Source organism: Palleniella muris (genome assembly GCF_004792655.1).
In the GTDB taxonomy this organism is placed as follows: Bacteria; Bacteroidota; Bacteroidia; order Bacteroidales; family Bacteroidaceae; genus Prevotella; species Prevotella muris_A.
The window spans coordinates 59,072-76,697 of the sequence record NZ_SRZC01000019.1 but is presented as its reverse complement, the minus strand read 5'-3'; the positions used below and the strand labels follow the sequence as shown (position 1 = coordinate 76,697).

At 48.6% G+C, this 17,626-nt stretch carries 18 protein-coding genes and 1 tRNA gene; 11 read left to right on the top strand and 8 right to left on the bottom strand.

The features are described 5' to 3' along the window. The first annotated feature begins 8 nt into the window (after positions 1-8). The 4 genes from E5358_RS11265 to xyl3A all read left to right on the top strand — a co-directional run bounded on the left by E5358_RS11265 (position 9) and on the right by xyl3A (position 4,286). Entirely contained in the window at positions 9-230 is a 222-nt protein-coding gene (locus E5358_RS11265; protein ID WP_135940282.1) for a hypothetical protein, read from the top strand. A 97-nt stretch (positions 231-327) separates the two neighbouring features. After that, complete coding sequence (locus tag E5358_RS11260) at positions 328-573, top strand: hypothetical protein (RefSeq protein WP_135940281.1); 246 nt, start codon at positions 328-330, stop codon at positions 571-573. A gap of 88 nt (positions 574-661) precedes the next feature. After that, entirely contained in the window at positions 662-1,366 is a 705-nt protein-coding gene (locus tag E5358_RS15405; RefSeq protein WP_277821274.1) for a DUF6756 family protein, read from the top strand. A 337-nt stretch (positions 1,367-1,703) separates the two neighbouring features. After that, on the top strand, positions 1,704-4,286 hold the full coding sequence (gene xyl3A, locus E5358_RS11250) for a xylan 1,4-beta-xylosidase (protein WP_135940280.1): 2,583 nt from the start codon (positions 1,704-1,706) through the stop codon (positions 4,284-4,286). A 202-nt stretch (positions 4,287-4,488) separates the two neighbouring features. Here xyl3A and E5358_RS11245 read toward each other — a convergent pair whose 3' ends face one another. Both E5358_RS11245 and E5358_RS11240 read right to left on the bottom strand, forming a co-directional pair. Next, positions 4,489-4,833, bottom strand: a complete 345-nt coding sequence (locus tag E5358_RS11245) for a type II toxin-antitoxin system RelE/ParE family toxin (protein WP_135940279.1) — start codon at positions 4,831-4,833, stop codon at positions 4,489-4,491. After that, entirely contained in the window at positions 4,830-5,057 is a 228-nt protein-coding gene (locus tag E5358_RS11240) for a surface protein (RefSeq protein ID WP_135940278.1), read from the bottom strand. Before E5358_RS11240 ends, E5358_RS11245 begins: the two co-directional genes overlap by 4 nt. 257 nt (positions 5,058-5,314) lie before the next feature. On the opposite strand from E5358_RS11240, the gene E5358_RS11235 reads away from it, so the two are divergent. From E5358_RS11235 to E5358_RS11220, 4 genes are all read left to right on the top strand, one after another. Next, entirely contained in the window at positions 5,315-6,727 is a 1,413-nt protein-coding gene (locus E5358_RS11235) for an MFS transporter (RefSeq protein ID WP_135940277.1), read from the top strand. 100 nt (positions 6,728-6,827) lie between these two features. Further along, positions 6,828-8,366 carry a peptide MFS transporter gene (locus E5358_RS11230; RefSeq protein WP_135940276.1) on the top strand — a complete coding sequence of 513 codons (1,539 nt, stop codon included), beginning with the start codon at positions 6,828-6,830 and terminating at the stop codon, positions 8,364-8,366. Between the two features lie 90 nt (positions 8,367-8,456). Then, positions 8,457-8,849, top strand: a complete 393-nt coding sequence (locus E5358_RS11225) for an HIT family protein (RefSeq protein ID WP_135940275.1) — start codon at positions 8,457-8,459, stop codon at positions 8,847-8,849. Between the two features lie 93 nt (positions 8,850-8,942). Beyond that, positions 8,943-9,326: an L-rhamnose mutarotase gene (locus E5358_RS11220; RefSeq protein ID WP_135940274.1), complete on the top strand. Its 384-nt coding sequence runs from the start codon at positions 8,943-8,945 to the stop codon at positions 9,324-9,326. A 162-nt stretch (positions 9,327-9,488) separates the two neighbouring features. Here the strand turns inward: E5358_RS11220 and greA are convergent, their stop codons facing one another. Together greA and E5358_RS11210 are read right to left on the bottom strand one after the other, a co-directional pair. Beyond that, positions 9,489-9,956 (bottom strand): transcription elongation factor GreA, encoded by a 468-nt coding sequence (greA, locus tag E5358_RS11215; RefSeq protein WP_135940273.1) that lies wholly within the window; start codon positions 9,954-9,956, stop codon positions 9,489-9,491. Positions 9,957-10,115: 159 nt separating this feature from the next. Continuing rightward, positions 10,116-10,197 (bottom strand) — tRNA-Leu (locus E5358_RS11210). Between the two features lie 322 nt (positions 10,198-10,519). Between E5358_RS11210 and E5358_RS11205 the strand changes: the two genes are divergently transcribed. The 3 genes from E5358_RS11205 (at position 10,520) to xylA (ending at position 13,701) form a co-directional block, all read left to right on the top strand. Further along, positions 10,520-10,999: a nucleoside deaminase gene (locus tag E5358_RS11205; RefSeq protein ID WP_135940272.1), complete on the top strand. Its 480-nt coding sequence runs from the start codon at positions 10,520-10,522 to the stop codon at positions 10,997-10,999. 71 nt (positions 11,000-11,070) lie between these two features. Then, positions 11,071-12,189, top strand: coding sequence for a mannose-1-phosphate guanylyltransferase (locus tag E5358_RS11200; RefSeq protein ID WP_135940271.1), 1,119 nt, complete (start codon positions 11,071-11,073; stop codon positions 12,187-12,189). Positions 12,190-12,384: 195 nt separating this feature from the next. Beyond that, positions 12,385-13,701, top strand: coding sequence for a xylose isomerase (gene xylA, locus E5358_RS11195; protein WP_135940270.1), 1,317 nt, complete (start codon positions 12,385-12,387; stop codon positions 13,699-13,701). Between the two features lie 797 nt (positions 13,702-14,498). On the opposite strand, the gene E5358_RS11190 is transcribed toward xylA, so the two are convergent. The 4 genes from E5358_RS11190 to E5358_RS11175 form a co-directional block, all read right to left on the bottom strand. Beyond that, positions 14,499-14,960: a low molecular weight protein-tyrosine-phosphatase gene (locus tag E5358_RS11190; protein ID WP_135940269.1), complete on the bottom strand. Its 462-nt coding sequence runs from the start codon at positions 14,958-14,960 to the stop codon at positions 14,499-14,501. 84 nt (positions 14,961-15,044) lie between these two features. Continuing rightward, positions 15,045-15,815, bottom strand: a complete 771-nt coding sequence (trmB, locus tag E5358_RS11185) for a tRNA (guanosine(46)-N7)-methyltransferase TrmB (RefSeq protein WP_135940268.1) — start codon at positions 15,813-15,815, stop codon at positions 15,045-15,047. 19 nt (positions 15,816-15,834) lie between these two features. Continuing rightward, entirely contained in the window at positions 15,835-16,497 is a 663-nt protein-coding gene (locus tag E5358_RS11180) for a DUF975 family protein (RefSeq protein WP_277821273.1), read from the bottom strand. A 63-nt stretch (positions 16,498-16,560) separates the two neighbouring features. Continuing rightward, the gene (locus E5358_RS11175) at positions 16,561-17,601 is read right to left on the bottom strand and encodes a branched-chain amino acid aminotransferase (RefSeq protein WP_338400497.1); all 1,041 of its coding nucleotides are present in this window, start codon (positions 17,599-17,601) and stop codon (positions 16,561-16,563) included. Between the last annotated feature and the right edge of the window lie 25 nt (positions 17,602-17,626).

Here is a 17,626-nt window from a genome sequence, read left to right as displayed (position 1 = left end):
AGGTCAATATGAAAGAACTGTCAGAGCATTTCAAAATCATAGAGCAGGGTGCCGGTGATTTTGACGCTTATGAGGTGGCCCGGCCGGCGGCCGAAGCGATAACTCTTGCAGCCGAGCAGGCAGTGCATAGGCGCAATGTATGCTTGGCATGTATTATCACACATTCGATTGCAAGGTTTCCTCCCGCCGTCTATCATGGATGGAGCGGGCTGGGGTCGGCGACAATCTGAAAGCAATCAAGTTCCTGGCGGACTATGGCCGCTTTCTCTGCGATGACATGAAGCCGGAGCAGAGAAAGCCGTTGGGGGCTGAAAATGGCTTTAACGGATGATGGCGGTTGGAATTACGAGGCTGCCGCCATTGCCAAAATATTGGGTCTGGACGATATCTGTTTGGGTGCAATTGGCTGTTGACCGGAAATGGACGCTCACACTCTGTGCTAACGTTGAGCGGCAAATGGAGCGTCCGGGATATAAGAACAGAAAAGGGGGTGTCAATGTGTCCAACTGCGATTTATACATCGACATTTCCCGTCGGCTTTGTGAGTTCGACGAGTTCGGAAGGAACTCATAGAGTCTGTTGCTTGATATCTTGGCGTAGATTGATGAAATAACAGTAAAACTTCGATATGATATAATAGCGGATTAAAGCCGGAAGCACTATGTTTGACTATGAAGAAATTGACAGAACAGTCCGAGACAATAAGCTTCCTCTTCAAAAAATAGAAGGAAGAGAAAAGGATAAACTGCTGCATAGACTGTATGCCACGTTTATAATTGGCAATCCTCGGGCATTATGGTTGAGTTTCAAGTATGTCCCGGAATTGCTTGATTGTAATATGGAGGATCCTTATTTGCATCTGCCGGACTTCATTGATAAGGATAGAGTTCTTTATTTCATAATCAATTATTGGGATACGGATTTTGTGATATTCAGAGGGAGTATGGCCGACATATATACATTCATAGGCGATTGTGATGGTCTTGACGAGTTTTATCTGATGTCGCAGGATTTTCAGAAGTTGTATAGCATTACGGATCATGATGCTCTGTATTATATTGATGTGAATGAAAGCCGTCCTGTAATCCCAAGATTTAAAGTGGACTTCAATGAACTGGTACGTGATGATTTGGTCTTGTTTTCAAAATCTGACACAAGGATGGATGTGAATGACAATCCACACACTCTGGCGGAAGGTATGAAGATTGAGATTTGTGAGATGGATTATGACAAGCATGCCCAAAGAGATGACATGTTGGCAAAGGGGCGTGTGACAGCATGTAGTCTGCCTGGCTACTCACATGTGAAATGGTGTTGTCAAATTGATTCTGACGGGATAAGCCATATAGGCAAAGCAGCATATTAATTATCGAGGTGACAAAGACCTTGACAATAATGTTCTGCCAATAGCCGGGGTGCAGGGATTGTATTATCAATGCGTTGTTTATAACAAACACGCATATATTACATGGATGTTATTCTGCTTTTCATTGCTTTTTCATCTTTAGAAACTATTCTGTCAGATTTATCCAGAATAAGCTCTTGCGGAATAAAATGGTGGAAAAACAAGCGGAAGAGGGTGGAATTACATACAATGGTTTGGCATTCTCGATTATTTTTGCGAAATTTGCAGAAATTATTCTTTGTGGAGGCAAAAGGATAGCGCACACTTTCTGCAAATATAAACCTATAATATACGAACCATGTTAAAGCAACTGTCAGTAATGGCTTTCGGCGTGGCGATTACATTCTCTGCCACAGCCCAGACAACTTATCCCTATCAAGACACATCACTCACTCCCGAACAGCGTGCCGACGACCTCATAGGCAGGCTGACGCTGGAGGAAAAGGCGCGTCTCATGATTGATGTCTCCGGTCCTGTGGAACGGCTTGGTATCAAGCCATTCCAGTGGTGGAACGAGACACTGCACGGTGTGGCAAGAAACGGTTTTGCCACAGTGTTCCCTATCACGATGGGCATGGCGGCATCATGGGACGATGCCCTGCTCTTCCGCTGTTTCGACGCTGCGAGTGACGAGGCGCGCATAAAGTACCGCCAGGCGGTACGTGCGGGACAGATGAACCGCTATCAGGGTCTGTCGTTCTGGACACCTAATATTAATATATTCCGTGACCCGCGTTGGGGACGCGGACAGGAGACTTACGGCGAAGACCCGTATCTCACGACACGCATGGGACTTGCCGTGGTGCGCGGTCTTGAGGGACCCAAGGATGCGAAGTACAAGAAACTCTTATCTTGCGCCAAGCACTATGCCGTGCATTCCGGTCCGGAATGGAACCGCCATTCGTTCAACATTGAGAACCTGCCTGAGCGCGACCTGTGGGAGACCTATCTCCCGGCGTTCAAGGCGTTGGTGCAGGAAGGTGATGTCGCTGAGGTCATGTGTGCCTATCAGCGCATCGACGGACAGCCTTGCTGCGGTCAGACACGCTATCTGCAGCAGATTCTCCGTGGCGAATGGGGCTTCAAGGGCATAGTTGTCTCTGACTGCGGAGCTATCCGCGACTTCCATACAAAGGGGCATCATGAGTACACAAAGACACCAGTGGAGTCCACTGCCAAGGCCATTCTTGCCGGAACGGACAACGAATGTGGCTCTGTCTACAAGGCTATCCCTCAGGCTGTCAGGGAGGGTGAACTCAAGGAAAGTGACCTCGATGTCTCCCTGAAACGCCTCTTTGTCGGACGTTTCCGCCTTGGTGAGATGGACCCTGACCACCTTGTGCCATGGATGCAGATACCTGAGGAGCGTCTGTGCTCCAAGGCTCACAACGATCTTGCCTACAAGATGGCGCAGGAGTCCATGGTCTTGTTGCAGAACAAGAACAACATCCTTCCGCTTGCAAAAGAGAACCTTAACATCGCTGTCATAGGTCCGAATGCCAACGACAGTGTGATGCAGTGGGGAAACTACAGCGGTTATCCTACCCACACCGTGACAATCCTTGACGGAATAAAGGCTAAGGTGGGCAAGAATGCCACCGTGAAGTACATCAACGGTGCGGGACATGTTGCCAACGCTGTGACCATCAGCCATTTCAACGAATTGACCACGCGCTCCGGTGTTCCGGGTGTTGAGGCTTTCTACTGGAACAACAAAGAGCAGGAAGGTGCTCCTGCTGCTGCCACAGTGTACACAAATTCCATACATCTTGACAACGGCGGCAACACTGTCTTTGCGCCGGGCGTGGAGTTGGAGGACTTTTCAGCTACTTACACCACTGTGTTCAAGCCGCAAAAGGACTGCACCGTGACCATCGACCTTAAGGCTGACGACGGCTATCGCCTGATAATCAACGGTGACACCGTGGCTAACCGATTCCGCTCGGCTCACGGTATGCAGACCACTCGCAGGGAACTGAAAGCCGTTGCCGGCAGGGCATACGACATACAGGTTGACTATATTCAGGTCAGCGGTATGGCACATTTTGAGTTTGATATCAATGAGAAGCACACTGTTTCCAACAATGAGCTGGTTGCTCAGGCAGCCGATGCCGATGTTGTGGTCTTTGTCGGCGGTATCTCTCCACGCCTTGAGGGCGAGGAAATGAAGGTCGACGCTTACGGATTCAAGGGTGGTGACCGCACGGACATACAGCTTCCGCAGGCTCAGCGCGAGCTCATCAAGGCGTTGAAAGCCGCCGGCAAGCGCGTTGTCTACATCAACTGCTCAGGTTCGGCGATAGCACTCGCTGACGAGTCTGAGAACTGTGAGGCGATTCTTCAGGCATGGTATCCGGGCGAACGAGGAGGTGACGCTGTCGCTGATGTGCTCTTCGGCGACTACAACCCTTCAGGAAAGCTCCCTATAACATTCTATAAGAGTGTGAACGACCTCCCTGATTTCCTTGATTATACTATGGCAGGGCGCACATACCGCTACTTCCAAGGCACACCGCTGTGGGCTTTCGGCTACGGAATGAGCTACACCGACTTTGTGTTCGGCAAGCCTCGCTACAAGAAAGGCAAACTGTCTGTTGCTTTGGAGAACATCGGCAGCTGTGACGGCGAGGAGGTTGTGCAGGTCTATGTGAAACGCATCGCTGACACAGACGGTCCTATCAAGACGCTCAAGGCTTTCCGCCGCGTCAACGTTGGGGCAGGGCAGAAGACGGAAGTCGAGATGGAACTCCCGCGCGAAGCCTTTGAGTGCTGGGACAAAGAGTCGAACACAATGCGCGTCATACCAGGCAAGTACAACGTGATGGTCGGCAACAGCTCACGCGCCGAAGACTTGCAGACGATTGTGGTGACTGTGAAATAAAAAGTCATTCCATGAATGCGCCCCACGATACATTCTGTTTGTAGTAGTTCAACAGGGAAAAGAAATGCTATGCGGTAGATGGTATATCGTAGAATAAGCGTGTAAATATTTGATGAAATATCTAAATATAAAGAATCGCACTTATGGTTTCTCAACGACAGCCATAAGTGCGGTTCTTCTGTTCGGTAAGTTGATATTGCTTTTAATCAATCAGAAAATTGCTTCGGAGTACATCAAGAATATCCTTTTTTGATACTGATGCCTGTTTGCTTTTGTCATAAATCAGGGCAAGATAAACAGTGGAGTTTTGCGTATCAATATAAAGTGTGAACGTGATAACCCTTGCTCCATTGCTTTTCCCCTTGCCTTTTGAAGCTATTGCCATTCTTATTTTGCGGATGCCATTGCCCAAATCATCACCTAAAGATGGGTTGTTTGCATAATCTGCGCAGAATTTCTTCAAATCATCTTTGAATGAATGATAGCGTTTTGAAAGAATCTTTGCCTCTCGTAGGAATTCGTCTGTGTACCTGAATTCTATATTCATAGCTGCTCCCAGAGTTCGTTTAATGGATGTGTCCGTCCTTCTTTAATATCTGTGAAGCCGGCGACAACTCTGTCAAGCATTTCCTTTTTTGTTGTCTCTACTGCCTCTTTGGACTGGGAAAGGTCTTCCATCAGTCGGTCTGAAAGCCAGCGCTTGTTCTTGATGGACAACGACTGGATTACAGTCCAAAGGCTTTCCATTGGCATGTGCATTATTGCATTCATATTGTTTTTGGTGTTATTGGATTGATGATGCAAAGTTATTCTTTTTCATTGGAATATGCAAATCATTTGGCTGAAAAACTTCTGTTTTTATGTACATAATGCTTTCTACGTATAGTTTTTTTGTTAAGAATGGTCAATAATTGAATATTTTTTATTATCTTTGCACGGAATAACGTGTAAGGATGCAATTTTGCTCACCCAAAGTTGCTTTCGGCTTGCATGGATTCTGCACAATGTAAGGAAAAACTTATACAAAAATGACAGAAATAATACAGAAAAAGCTCAATGACTCTCCGGCAATGCGCTGGACAGCACTTGTGCTCATTGCGTCCATGATGTTCTTCGGATACATGTTCGTGGACGTGATGTCTCCTATTCAGGCTCTTATGGAGAGCCAGCGTGGATGGACTCCTGATGTGTTCGGCACTTATGCGGCGTCGGAATACATCGTGAATGTCTGCGGTTTCCTTATCATCGCCGGTGTGATTCTCGACAAGACGGGCATCCGTTTCACAGGCGAGCTGTCGGCATCCATGATGCTTATCGGTGCGGTGATTAAGTTTATCGGTATCACAGAGTGGTTCCAGACAACGGCAATGGCCGACTGGCTGAACTCATGGTGGGTGAGTATGCCTGCCAGTGCGAAGATGGCTTGCTTCGGATTCATGATTTTCGGCTGTGGCTGTGAAATGGCGGGAACGACCGTCTCAAAGGCCATTGCGAAGTGGTTCAAGGGTAAGGAGATGGCTCTTGCCATGGGTCTGGAGATGGCAATAGCACGTGTCGGTGTGTTTGCGATATTCTCTATCTCGCCGATTATAGCCGACAAGATGGGCTCCGTAGTAGCCCCTGTGGCATTCTGTACGGTGCTTCTCCTCATCGGACTGATAACCTACACGGTGTTCACCTTCATGGACAAGAAACTCGACAGCCAGACAGGTGTGACTGCAGAAGAGTCTGATCCGGAGGAAGAGTTCAAGTTCAGCGACCTTGGCAAGATACTTACATCCGAGGCTTTCTGGATTGTGGCATTGCTCTGCGTACTCTATTACAGTGCGATTTTCCCGTTCCAGCGCTACGGTGCTAACATGTTGCAGTGCAATCTTGACGGCATTTCCGCCGAAGAGGCTTCCAACATCTTCCGTTGGTTCCCTATCGGTGCGGCGGTAATCACCCCGTTCCTCGGCAATTTCCTTGACCGTAAGGGCAAGGGAGCGACAATGCTCATGTGCGGTGCGCTACTGCTTATCTGCTGCCACCTTGTGTTTGCCTTTGTCCTTCCTGAGACAAAGAGTGCGGTGATAGCTTACTCCACCATCGTTCTTCTCGGCATTTCATTCGCCCTTGTGCCTGCCGCACTGTGGCCAAGTGTGCCGAAGATTGTCGACGAGAAGATTCTCGGCAGTGCCTACTGCCTTATCTTCTGGGTGCAGAACATCGGTCTTTGCTTCGTTCCGAAGCTCATCGGCAACATCCTTACGTCAACAAACGAGGACAATCCTGCCGTCATTGCGGCAAAGGAGGCAGGTGCCGATTTCATCCCATACGACTACACTGTGCCTCTCATCGTCTTCGCCGGCTTCGGTGTGCTTGCGCTCATCATCGCCATATATCTGAAGGCTGTGGACAAGAAGCGGGGCTACGGACTGGAGCTTCCTAATATAAAGTAAATCCATACAATCTAATTCATAAAAAACAACTAACCGTCTCGCGCCTCTCTCCGCATCATGACGGAGGGAGGGCGCAGGGACAACAAAAACAGAAAAATCTATGTTTGAAGGACAACCTAAAGGCTTGTGGGCTCTCGCCCTTGCCAACACCGGTGAGCGTTTCGGCTATTATACGATGCTCGCGGTATTCATTCTCTATCTGCAGGCCAACTTCCACTATGAGCCGGGTCTTGCGACGACAATTCACTCCACATTCCTGATGCTGGTTTATTTCCTCCCTGTCATCGGAGGTGTTGCCGCTGACCGCTTCGGATTCGGAAAGATGGTGACGACAGGCATCTTCATCATGTTCATCGGCTACCTTCTTCTGTCTGTGCCTTTGGGAGGAGATTTCCTCGCTGTGGCAGTGATGGCGGTGGCATTGGTTCTTGTCAGCCTTGGCACAGGACTGTTCAAAGGCAACCTCCAGGTTATGGTTGGCCGCCTTTATGATGCTCCGCAGTATGCCGACAAGCGCGACTCCGGATTCAGCTTGTTTTATATGGCAATCAACATCGGTGCTATGTTCGCGCCTACAGCTGCCATAAAGATTATGGACTATGCACAGAACAGTCTCGGTGTGTCAGAGGCAGACTCTTACCATTTCGCTTTCGCAGTGGCTTGTGTCAGCCTTATAGTTTCCATACTTATATATTATTTCTCACAATCAACCTATAAGCATGTGCTTGTAGGTGAGAAATCAAAGAGTGGCAGTGCAGAGAAAGTGCAGACAAACGTGCCGGAGCTTTCCGCTTCCGAGACACGTGAGCGTATCGTATGCCTTTGTCTTGTCTTCGCTGTCGTTATCTTCTTCTGGATGGCATTCCACCAGAACGGTGCTACTCTGACACTCTTCGCACGAGACTATACACAGACAACATCCGAAGGATTGCAGAGCATGGCATTTGATGTGACAAACCTCGTGGCTTGTATCTTCATCGTTTACGGTCTCTTCGGCATCTTCCAGAGCAAGACAATGAACGGACGCGGCATCAGTGTGGCTATCATCGTCGCTGCCGGAGCGTTCCTTTCCTACAAGTACAACTCACTCGAAGGCATTGTTGACGTCAAGGCTCCTATCTTCCAGCAGTTCAATCCATGCTATGTTGTGATGCTCACACCGGTCAGCGTAGCACTCTTCTCATGGCTCAACCGTAAGGGCAAAGAGCCTACAAGTCCGCAGAAGATTGGACTTGGCATGCTTGTCGCAGCCTCTGCGTTCTTCCTTATGATAGCCGGAACTACCGGACTTCTTACTCCGATGGACCAGGCTGCAGCGATAGAGGCAGGCACTTCTCCTGAGCGTGTGAGTGCAAACCTGCTCATATCCACATACCTTGTGCTCACTTTCGCAGAGCTTCTCCTCTCGCCAATCGGCATCAGCTTTGTCAGCAAGGTTGCTCCTCCTAAGTACGCAGGACTCATGATGGGTCTGTGGTTCGCAGCCACAGCCATAGGCAACCAGCTTGTGATGATTCCTGGACTTATGTGGGGATGGAACTTCTCTCTCCCTGTAATCTGGGGCGTTCTTGCAGGAATCTGCCTCATCAGCGCACTGTTCATCTTCTCTATCATCAAGAAGCTCAACAAGGTAGCATAAAGAAAAGAAGGTTGTAGGTTGTTGCAGTATGTTTGAACATGGTACAACATGTTGCAACAACCCATCCCCCACAATATAACATCTACAACTATGTCTATATTCTCTAAAATTGCTTGTGGAGAGATTCCAAGCTACAAGTGTGCGGAAAGCGAGAAGTTCTATGCTTTCCTCGACATCAATCCTTTGCAGAAGGGACACACACTCGTCATTCCACGCCGTGAGGTGGACTACATCTTTGACATGGAGGATGACGATATAGCAGAGTTCCAAGTGTTCGCAAAACGTGTGGCAAAGGCGATAAAGAAAGCTTTCCCTTGCATCAAGGTTGGGCAGGCGGTGCTCGGACTGGAGGTGCCTCATGCACATATCCATCTCATTCCGATGCAGTCGGAGAAGGACATGATATTCTCCAATCCGAAACTCTCCCTTTCACAGGAAGAGTTTGAGGAGATTGCAAGAAAGATTCGTGAGAACTTTGAATAAGGATAAGGAAAGTGCGGTGTCATCTACATACGGGTGATGCCGCACTTTTTGTTTTTATATGGCAATAAACTAATAACATAATTTTCTACCAACATGACACAAGGTTATATCCAGAAAGACCATGGGAAGCGCATAAAGCGATATGTCCAGACCATGGAACTGAAAGACAACGAGGAACTTATTCACCGTTATTGTGAAGCACACGACGAGCAGCATGTCCGTCCTGAGGTGCTTGCCGGCATGCGCGAGGTGGGAATCCTTGAGATGGAACTCTACCGTCTCGGCACACAAGTCGTTATGATTGTCGACGCTCCGGAGGATTTCGATTGGGACACAGCAATGGCAAAGCTCGCGCAACTCCCAGGACAGAGTGACTGGGAAGCCTACGTGGCACAGTTCCAGCAGTGCAATCCCACGGACACAAGTGACCAGAAATGGAAGATGATGGAAAGAATCTTCCGTATTTATGACAAATAAGTGATTTGGCGTAAATACGGAATCGGTATGATGCTTACATTAAAATAATGTGGGACTGTGCCGTGATTAACGACATAGTCCCACATGTTCTTTGCATATATACCCACTAAATGCACGGAAAATATGCTTGCAGAGCTTCCCCGGCGTGGCAAACACGGATGTTTACTCGATAGTGATGCTGTCGATACGCAGCTTCAGGATGCCGCGAGGAATCTTGATTTCCACCTCATCGCCAACCTTTTTGTTGAGAAGTCCCTGTGCGATAGGAGTCTCTATTGAGATTTTTCCTGCGCGGAGGTCAGCCTCCTGCTCACTTACGATAGTGTAAGTCATCTTTGTGTTTGTGGCAAGATTTGTCATCTCAACCTTTGACAGAAGCTGCACGGCGTCAGTGCTGAGACGGCTCTTGTCGATGATTTTCGCGTTTGCGATGGTCATCTTCATCTGATTGATTCTATCTTCGAGATGCGCCTGTGCCTCTTTTGCCGCATCGTACTCTGCATTCTCTGACAAATCACCCTTGTCGCGAGCCTCTGCGATAGCCGCCGAGGCCTTCGGACGCTCTATTGACTCCAAACGCTGGAGTTCGGCCACGAGATTCTCGTAGCCTTCCTTTGACATGTATCCCATATCTTTTAGAATTTAAAATTAGCTGTTAATAATATTGTTTTTCAAGCAGACAGCAAAAATATAAGAATCCTGACGCAAGCTGTTGCACCAGAATTCCCCACAATCTTTACCGTCAAAATAAGCGAGCATCACGCTGCTCGCCATATCTTAGTTTCGTAGTACCCAGAACCGGGATCGAACCGGCACGCCTTGCGGCATTGGTGTTTGAGACCAACGCGTCTACCTATTCCGCCATCTGGGTGGACAGTTGTTTCTGTGATGCAAAGGTACTAATAAAAGTTGAAAGTAGGAAGCCTTAGGTTAAAAGTTGTGCGTAATTAAGAATTATTTAACAATTTTCTTCCCATTTATCCTTGGAATATCTTATCTTTGCAGAAGATAAGCTATACCTCAGCAATTAAGAGCAAGCTCTATTGCATTCGGTTTGCATTATCTTTGCATGTAGAATTAATATGAGAAGCACGACTGCGGCACCTGTTATGCAAATGCTTTGTTGTTGGCATTGATGTGTCGGACATTAGGGCGGATAGGGCGGAAGTGCTGTCTCTTAACCCTGAGAATCTATGAATATTACTGATAAAGACAAGCGTTTTATGCAGACTGCCATAGACATCTCTGTTGAGAATGTCAGGAATGGCGGCGGACCTTTCGGTGCTGTTGTTGTCAAGGATGGCGAGATTGTAGCCACCGGAGCCAACAGGGTCACTGCCAACAATGACCCTACGGCGCACGCGGAAGTGTCAGCCATAAGGGAAGCGTGCCGGAAACTTGGGACGTTCAGGCTTTCCGACTGTATCATCTACACATCGTGCGAGCCGTGTCCGATGTGCCTCAGTGCGATATACTGGAGCGGTATAAACACAATATATTATGGCAACACAGCCACGGATGCCGCAGACATAGACTTCAGTGACCAATTCATTTATGACGAGATAGGACGCCCGATGGCGGAACGTAAAGTCCCATGCATCAATGTCATGCGCAATGAGGCACTTGCAGCGTTCCGTGCGTGGCGAGAGAAGAGTGACAGGATAGAGTATTAAGTTCAGGCGGCTATGGCAGGAAAGCCTTGCGTGCTTGCAGAAAGCACAGCCGTGAAACACCTTTTAATCCCATGGACAACCAGAAAGACACATTGTGGGAGAAGTCGGAAAGGACAGCCCACTACTATTGCTTGATTCTTGCCGGCGGCAAAGGACGTCGCTTGTGGCCCGTGAGCCGTGAGGAACGCCCTAAGCAGTTCATTGACCTTTTCGGCACCGGCAAGTCATTGTTGCAGCAGACATACGAGCGTTTCTGCAAGATAATTCCTGAGGAGAACATATATGTCTCTACATATATAGATTATGAAGACATTGTACGCGAGCAGTTGCCGCAGCTCTCTGACGAGCGTCTCCTTTGCGAGCCTATACGCCGCAATACAGCCCCCGTGGTGGCGTGGGCGACACATCGCATCAACGCAAGGGACATTGACGCCACCATTGTAGTCACGCCGGCGGACCAGCTGATACAGGACGATGAGGCTTTCCGTGACGATGTCCTCGAGAGTCTTGAATATGCCAGCCGCCATGATTGCCTGCTTACTATGGGAATACACCCCACACGCCCGGAGCCGGGGTATGGATACCTTCAGAAAGGGGAACCGCTTGAGGACAACCGGGGCAGGCATGGATATTTCCATACTGTGCAGTCGTTCACGGAAAAGCCGGAACGCGAGTTTGCCGAGATGTTCATGAAGAGTGGCGAATTCCTGTGGAACACGGGACTGTATGTCATCTCAACCAAGATGATACGTGACCATCTTGCAACGGTGATGCCCTCAGTGGCACGACTCTTCGGCAATCAGGAAGGGGCGACCCCATTGAGGGAGGAGGCGTGGATAGCCGACTATTACTCCATGTGCCCTAACCTTTCCATAGAGACGGGAGTGCTGGAGAAATGCAAGAACATCTGCCTTCGCGAATGCCATTTCGGTTGGGCGGACATCGGAGCGTGGCATGGCATCTACGAGGCAGTGTCCACAGACAGTGCTGCCAATGTCACTCTTGCCACGGAAGCTGTGCTTTCCGATACGGAAGGATGCCTTGTCATTCTGCCTTCGGGCAGGAAAGCCGTCATAAACGGTCTGAAGGATTTCATCGTTGCAGAGCATGGTGACATACTTCTCATTACCCCAAGACAGGACACTTCCGACCAGATAGTGAAGACCATGACACGCTATAATGGGAAATAGCCGTGGCATCTCTGCCGGCATAGTTGCGGCGGATATTGGGTAAAATGTTACATAAATAGGGGCAAAATGTTACATAAACCTGTTTCGCCGTCGTTTTTGCTTGGTTGTTACACGTTTTTTTCGTAACTTTGCCTTACTTTCAACGAAGGAAGACATTACATATAATCATCAACAATAACTAAAACGAAAAAGAAAATGGCAAAAGAGTATTTTCCAGAGATTGGTAAGATTCAGTACGAGGGTCCGGAGTCAAAGAACCCTATGGCGTTCCATTACTATGACGCTGAGCGCGTAGTTGCAGGCAAGCCTATGAAGGAGTGGATGCGCTTCGCTATGGCATGGTGGCACACTCTCTGCGCTGAGGGCGGCGACCAGTTTGGCGGCACAACAAAGTCCTTCCCTTGGAACCAGGGCACTGACGCTGTCGAGATTGCCAAGCAGAAGGCTGACGCAGGCTTCGAGATTATGCAGAAGCTGGGCTTCCCTTACTATTGCTTCCACGATGTTGACCTCGTGAGCGAGGGCAACTCTATCGAGGAGTATGAGGCAAACCTCACTGCAATCACTGACTACCTAAAGGAGAAGATGGACGAGACAGGCATCAAGCTCCTTTGGTCGACAGCCAACGTGTTCGGACATGCACGCTACATGAACGGTGCGTCCACAAACCCTGACTTCGATGTTGTCGCTCGCGCTATCGTTCAGATTAAGAACGCTATCGATGCAGGCATCAAACTCGGTGCAGAGAACTACGTGTTCTGGGGCGGACGTGAGGGCTATATGTCTCTCCTTAACACTGACCAGAAGCGCGAGAAGGAGCACATGGCTACTATGCTCCGCATGGCACGCGACTATGCACGCTCAAAGGGCTTCAAGGGCAACTTCCTCATCGAGCCAAAGCCAATGGAGCCATCAAAGCACCAGTATGATGTTGACACAGAGACCGTTATCGGTTTCCTCAAGGCTCACGGTCTTGAGAAGGATTTCAAGGTGAACATCGAGGTCAACCACGCAACACTCGCAGGCCACACATTCGAGCATGAGCTGGCTTGCGCTGTCGACGAGGGCATGCTGGGCTCTATCGACGCTAACCGCGGTGACGCTCAGAACGGATGGGACACTGACCAGTTCCCTATCGACAATTTTGAACTGACACAGGCTTGGATGCACATCGTGCGCAATGGCGGTATCGCTCCGGGCGGCACAAACTTCGATGCTAAGACACGCCGCAACTCTACTGACCTCGAGGACATCTTCATCGCACACATCTCAGGTATGGACGCATGCGCTCGCGCACTGCTCAATGCTGTGGAGATCATGGAGAACTCTGAAATCCCAGCTATGGTCAAGGCACGCTACGCTTCTTTCGACAGCGGCATGGGCAAGGACTTCGAGGACGGCAAGCTCACACTGGAGCAGGTTTACGAGTACGGAAAGAAGAACGGTGAGCCTAAGCAGACTTCCGGCAAGCAGGAGCTCTACGAGGCTATCGTTGCTCTCTACACAAAGTAATAGGTATTGTTTCTGTTCCGGTTTCTAATCTGTTCCACAGTGATTCTGACGGAATAATTGCCGGAACGGGATAATTGCAGTCTACATAAAAGGGGACACTCCATCTTCGGAGTGTCCCCTTTTGTGTAGACTTTTTTCACGCTCGGCATAATCAAGGGCAACAAGTGGCAAAGTGAAAGGTAACGCTTGACAAAACGAAAGGTGACGCTTGACCATGCAAAGTGTTATCTTTTGCCAAGTCAAGTGTCACCTTTCGTTATGTTAATGCTGTTTTAATATTTGTTAAGTTTTTGGTTTGTAAAAAATATAGATATATCTGTCATTTTGCAAGCGATAGTGCTTGTTTTGCAGAAAAATGTCAAAACAATCTGTTTGGTATAATCCCCAAAAATATAGGCTCTCCGACAGCACCGTAAGACGATAGCTCACAGTATAAAAAAAAACATGCCAACAGCGATTCTTCACGGTGAGGAGGGTGTGTCAAAACTCAAACCGATGTTTTCAAAGGTTACAATTTGTAAGTTTAGTACTACTTTCTTAAACCGCTACGCGGTAGAGGCTGAATGTTCGATTGTTTGAGAATTGTTTCTTTTCTATATTGCAGAGGCTGTACTTACAAATTGAAAGTTGGATTTTTGAAAATGGTCATTTTGACACACCCTCAGAATCACTTGCGAGTGACAGCCCCGTATGGAGGCGTAGCCGAACATGCGGGGTTAGCAAAGAGTCACCGTCTCACGGTGCTTTGGTAACATTCTCCTGTTTCAACAGATAGTTGCAAATTCGTCGAACTCACGTTAATTATGGTTTGCTTTTAATCTGTCAATCATGCACATGCATCCGGCGATGATTTTATCGGCGGCTTGTCTATAGGCAGCCTTGTCAGGTTGGTAGTACGGATCAGGCACTTCTGTGTCATCTTCAAAACAATATTTATTGAAAAGTTTTATCTTGCCCCAACACTCCTTCGGAAGAATCTCGGTCAGTTTGTCATAATGCTTTGGACTCATGATAAGAATAAGGTCTGATTTGGAGATATCTTCCTCGGATATATGGCGTGTCACTCCGTTGAGCGTATAACCAAGTTCCTTTGCAACCGCAACCATTTCCGGGTTGCGAGGTTCGTTATGAAGGTTTTTTGTGCCCACACTATTGATTTCAAAACCACTCAGTTTGTTTTCTGCTAAAAGTTTCTTCATTACCGCCTCTGCAAACGGGGAGCGTGAGGCATTGCCTGTGCACACAAATGTGATTGTCATCTTTTCGCTATTGTTATATTTATATAATCACACTCTAATAAAATATCCTCAAAAATACAGAATGGGATGTTTTTGTGATAAACACTATCTCGCTTTCTCCAGCGAAGAACGCTTGTCGCGGTGGTAGGAACGGTAGTCGTCAAGTTCTATTTCCACATCCGGCTCAGTGAGTTCTGCGGTGCGTGGCAGGCGGAACTTCTGGTATTTGATGTTCAGTCCGCGCGCTATCCACATCGACTCGTAGTAAGTCTGTATGGAGAGGATGCGCTGCGTCTCCTCGTCCAGCCCCTCATGATGATAGAGGTCAGTGGTGCGGAAGAGCAGAGGCAGGGCGTTTGTGTCCACCATGTATGACGTGTAGGTGAAGAGGAAATTAGAATCCGTCTTCAGATGCACTATGCCTCCGTCGACAAGGAAACGGCGGTAACGCTCCATGAAGTATGTGGAAGTCAGGCGTTTGCGTGGGTTTTTCATCTGTGGGTCGGAGAATGTCAGCCAGATTTCCTGCACCTCGTCCTCTGCAAAGAAGCGGTCGATAATCTCGATGCTCGTGCGCAGGAACGCCACATTCTTCAGTCCGTCTTTCAAAGCCTGTGTCGCGCCTGTCCACATCCTTGCGCCCTTGATGTCCACACCGATGAAGTTGCAGTCCGGATAAAGGCGTGCAAGTTCCACTGTGTATTCGCCCTTGCCGCAGCCAAGCTCAAGGACTATCGGGTTATCGTTCTTAAAGAACTGCTCTCGCCAATGCCCCTTCATCTCGAAAGGCACATTGTCGACAACAGAATATGGATATTGGAACACATTCTCATAGCGTTCCATGTCAGCGAATTTTGCTAATTTCCCTTTTCCCATTTATGTTTTTGAGAGTTGTTTATATAACTTCTTCATATTTATTGTCAACCATTCCGCGCTCAGCCTTCAACTCTTCGTAGAACACGGCGCGTGCTGAGTACATATAAGGCTCAAGGAGGATGAGTCCGAGACCGAGGGTCAGCAATGCAAGGATAGCCCAGCCGATGAATGAAAGGTCAAGGAGGAAGAGTTTCATCTTGTAGCCTTTCATCATCTTCATGCTCTCGCGGATTGCTGCGTCTGCGCCAATCTCCGGATTGTCCTTGACGATGTAAGGTGCCATGGAATAGGAATAAGCCTTTATTATTCCGGGGATTATGAGGAGGAACATCCAAAGGATAATATAGATGCCTGACAGGATTGTGACCGCCCACACGTTCTGCTTTTTGTAATATTTGAAGAGGTTGCCGGCAAGAAGTTTTCCTCCGCGCACTAAATCAAGGAACATCACTGTCAGGGCGAAACCCATAGGCAGAAGAAGCAGGTTGAGGAATGGGCTGTAAGGAGCTACGGTCACAGGAATGTCGCCGGAAGTCACTTCTTTTGTCGGAAGCAGAGCATCTCCAAGTGTTGTTATTACAATGCTTGATGCGAGATAAATCACTACCATCAGGGCTGCGTTGCCCCAATTGCCGTCAAGGGATTCCAAAGCCTTCTTGCGGATTTTGCTGTTTTGTAACATAATGTTTAGATTTTAAGTGTTAATATGTTTCTTGTGTAATACTCTGCCGTCAGCCTGTCGTTATCAGCCGATTACGACGCGCGTCCAGTTGTGCGTGTCAGGCTCAATGCCATACTGTATGTTGCGGAGCTTTGTGTACAGTTTCTCCGACCAAGGTCCCGGCTTGTCGCCAAACTGGTAGCTTTTGCCGGTCTCCACATCATCAATGCGTGAGATAGGTGAGATTACGGCAGCCGTTCCGCAAGCGCCGGCCTCCTCGAAGGTCGCCAGTTCCTCTTCCGGAATCTGCCTTCTCTCCACCTTCATTCCGAAGTCTTCGGCAAGCTGCATGAGCGACTTGTTTGTGATTGACGGCAGAATGGATGTTGATTTCGGTGTGACGTATGTGTTGTTCTTTATGCCGAAGAAGTTTGCTGCTCCGGCCTCGTCGATGTATTTCTTTTCCTTTGCGTCAAGATAGAATTCGCACGCATATCCGAGGTCATGCGCTTTCTTGTTTGCAAGGAGTGAGGCGGCATAGTTTCCGCCCACCTTGTATATACCAGTGCCCAACGGTGCAGAGCGGTCAAAGTCGCGGATGATGACATAAGGGTTGGCGAAGAACCCGCCCTTGAAGTACGGACCGACAGGTGTGACGAACATCAGGAAGAGATATTCCGTGGCAGGGTGCACGCCGACTTGTGCCGACATGCCGATGAGGAGCGGACGGATGTACAGTGTCGCACCGCTCTCGTAGGTCGGGATGAACTCCTGATTGAGCTTTACGACCATGTCCACCATGTTGTTGAACATCTCCGTGCTCACCTCAGGCATGAGTATGCCGCGGCAAGTAGATTGCAGGCGTGCGGCGTTTTCGTCAGTGCGGAACACTCGCACCTTGCCGTCCGGGCAGCGGTAAGCCTTCAGTCCTTCGAAAGCCTCCTGTCCGTAGTGCAGGCAGGTGGCAGCCATGTGCATATTGATGTTTTCTTCGGAGCAGATTTCCATTTCGCCCCATTTGCCGTCGCGGTAGTAGCAGCGGACATTGTAGTTTGTCTTGTGATAGCCGAATCCAAGGTTTGACCAGTCGAACTCCTTTGTCTCCATCGTTACAGTCTTTTTAATGTTTGCGTTTCAATTTATAAGAGTT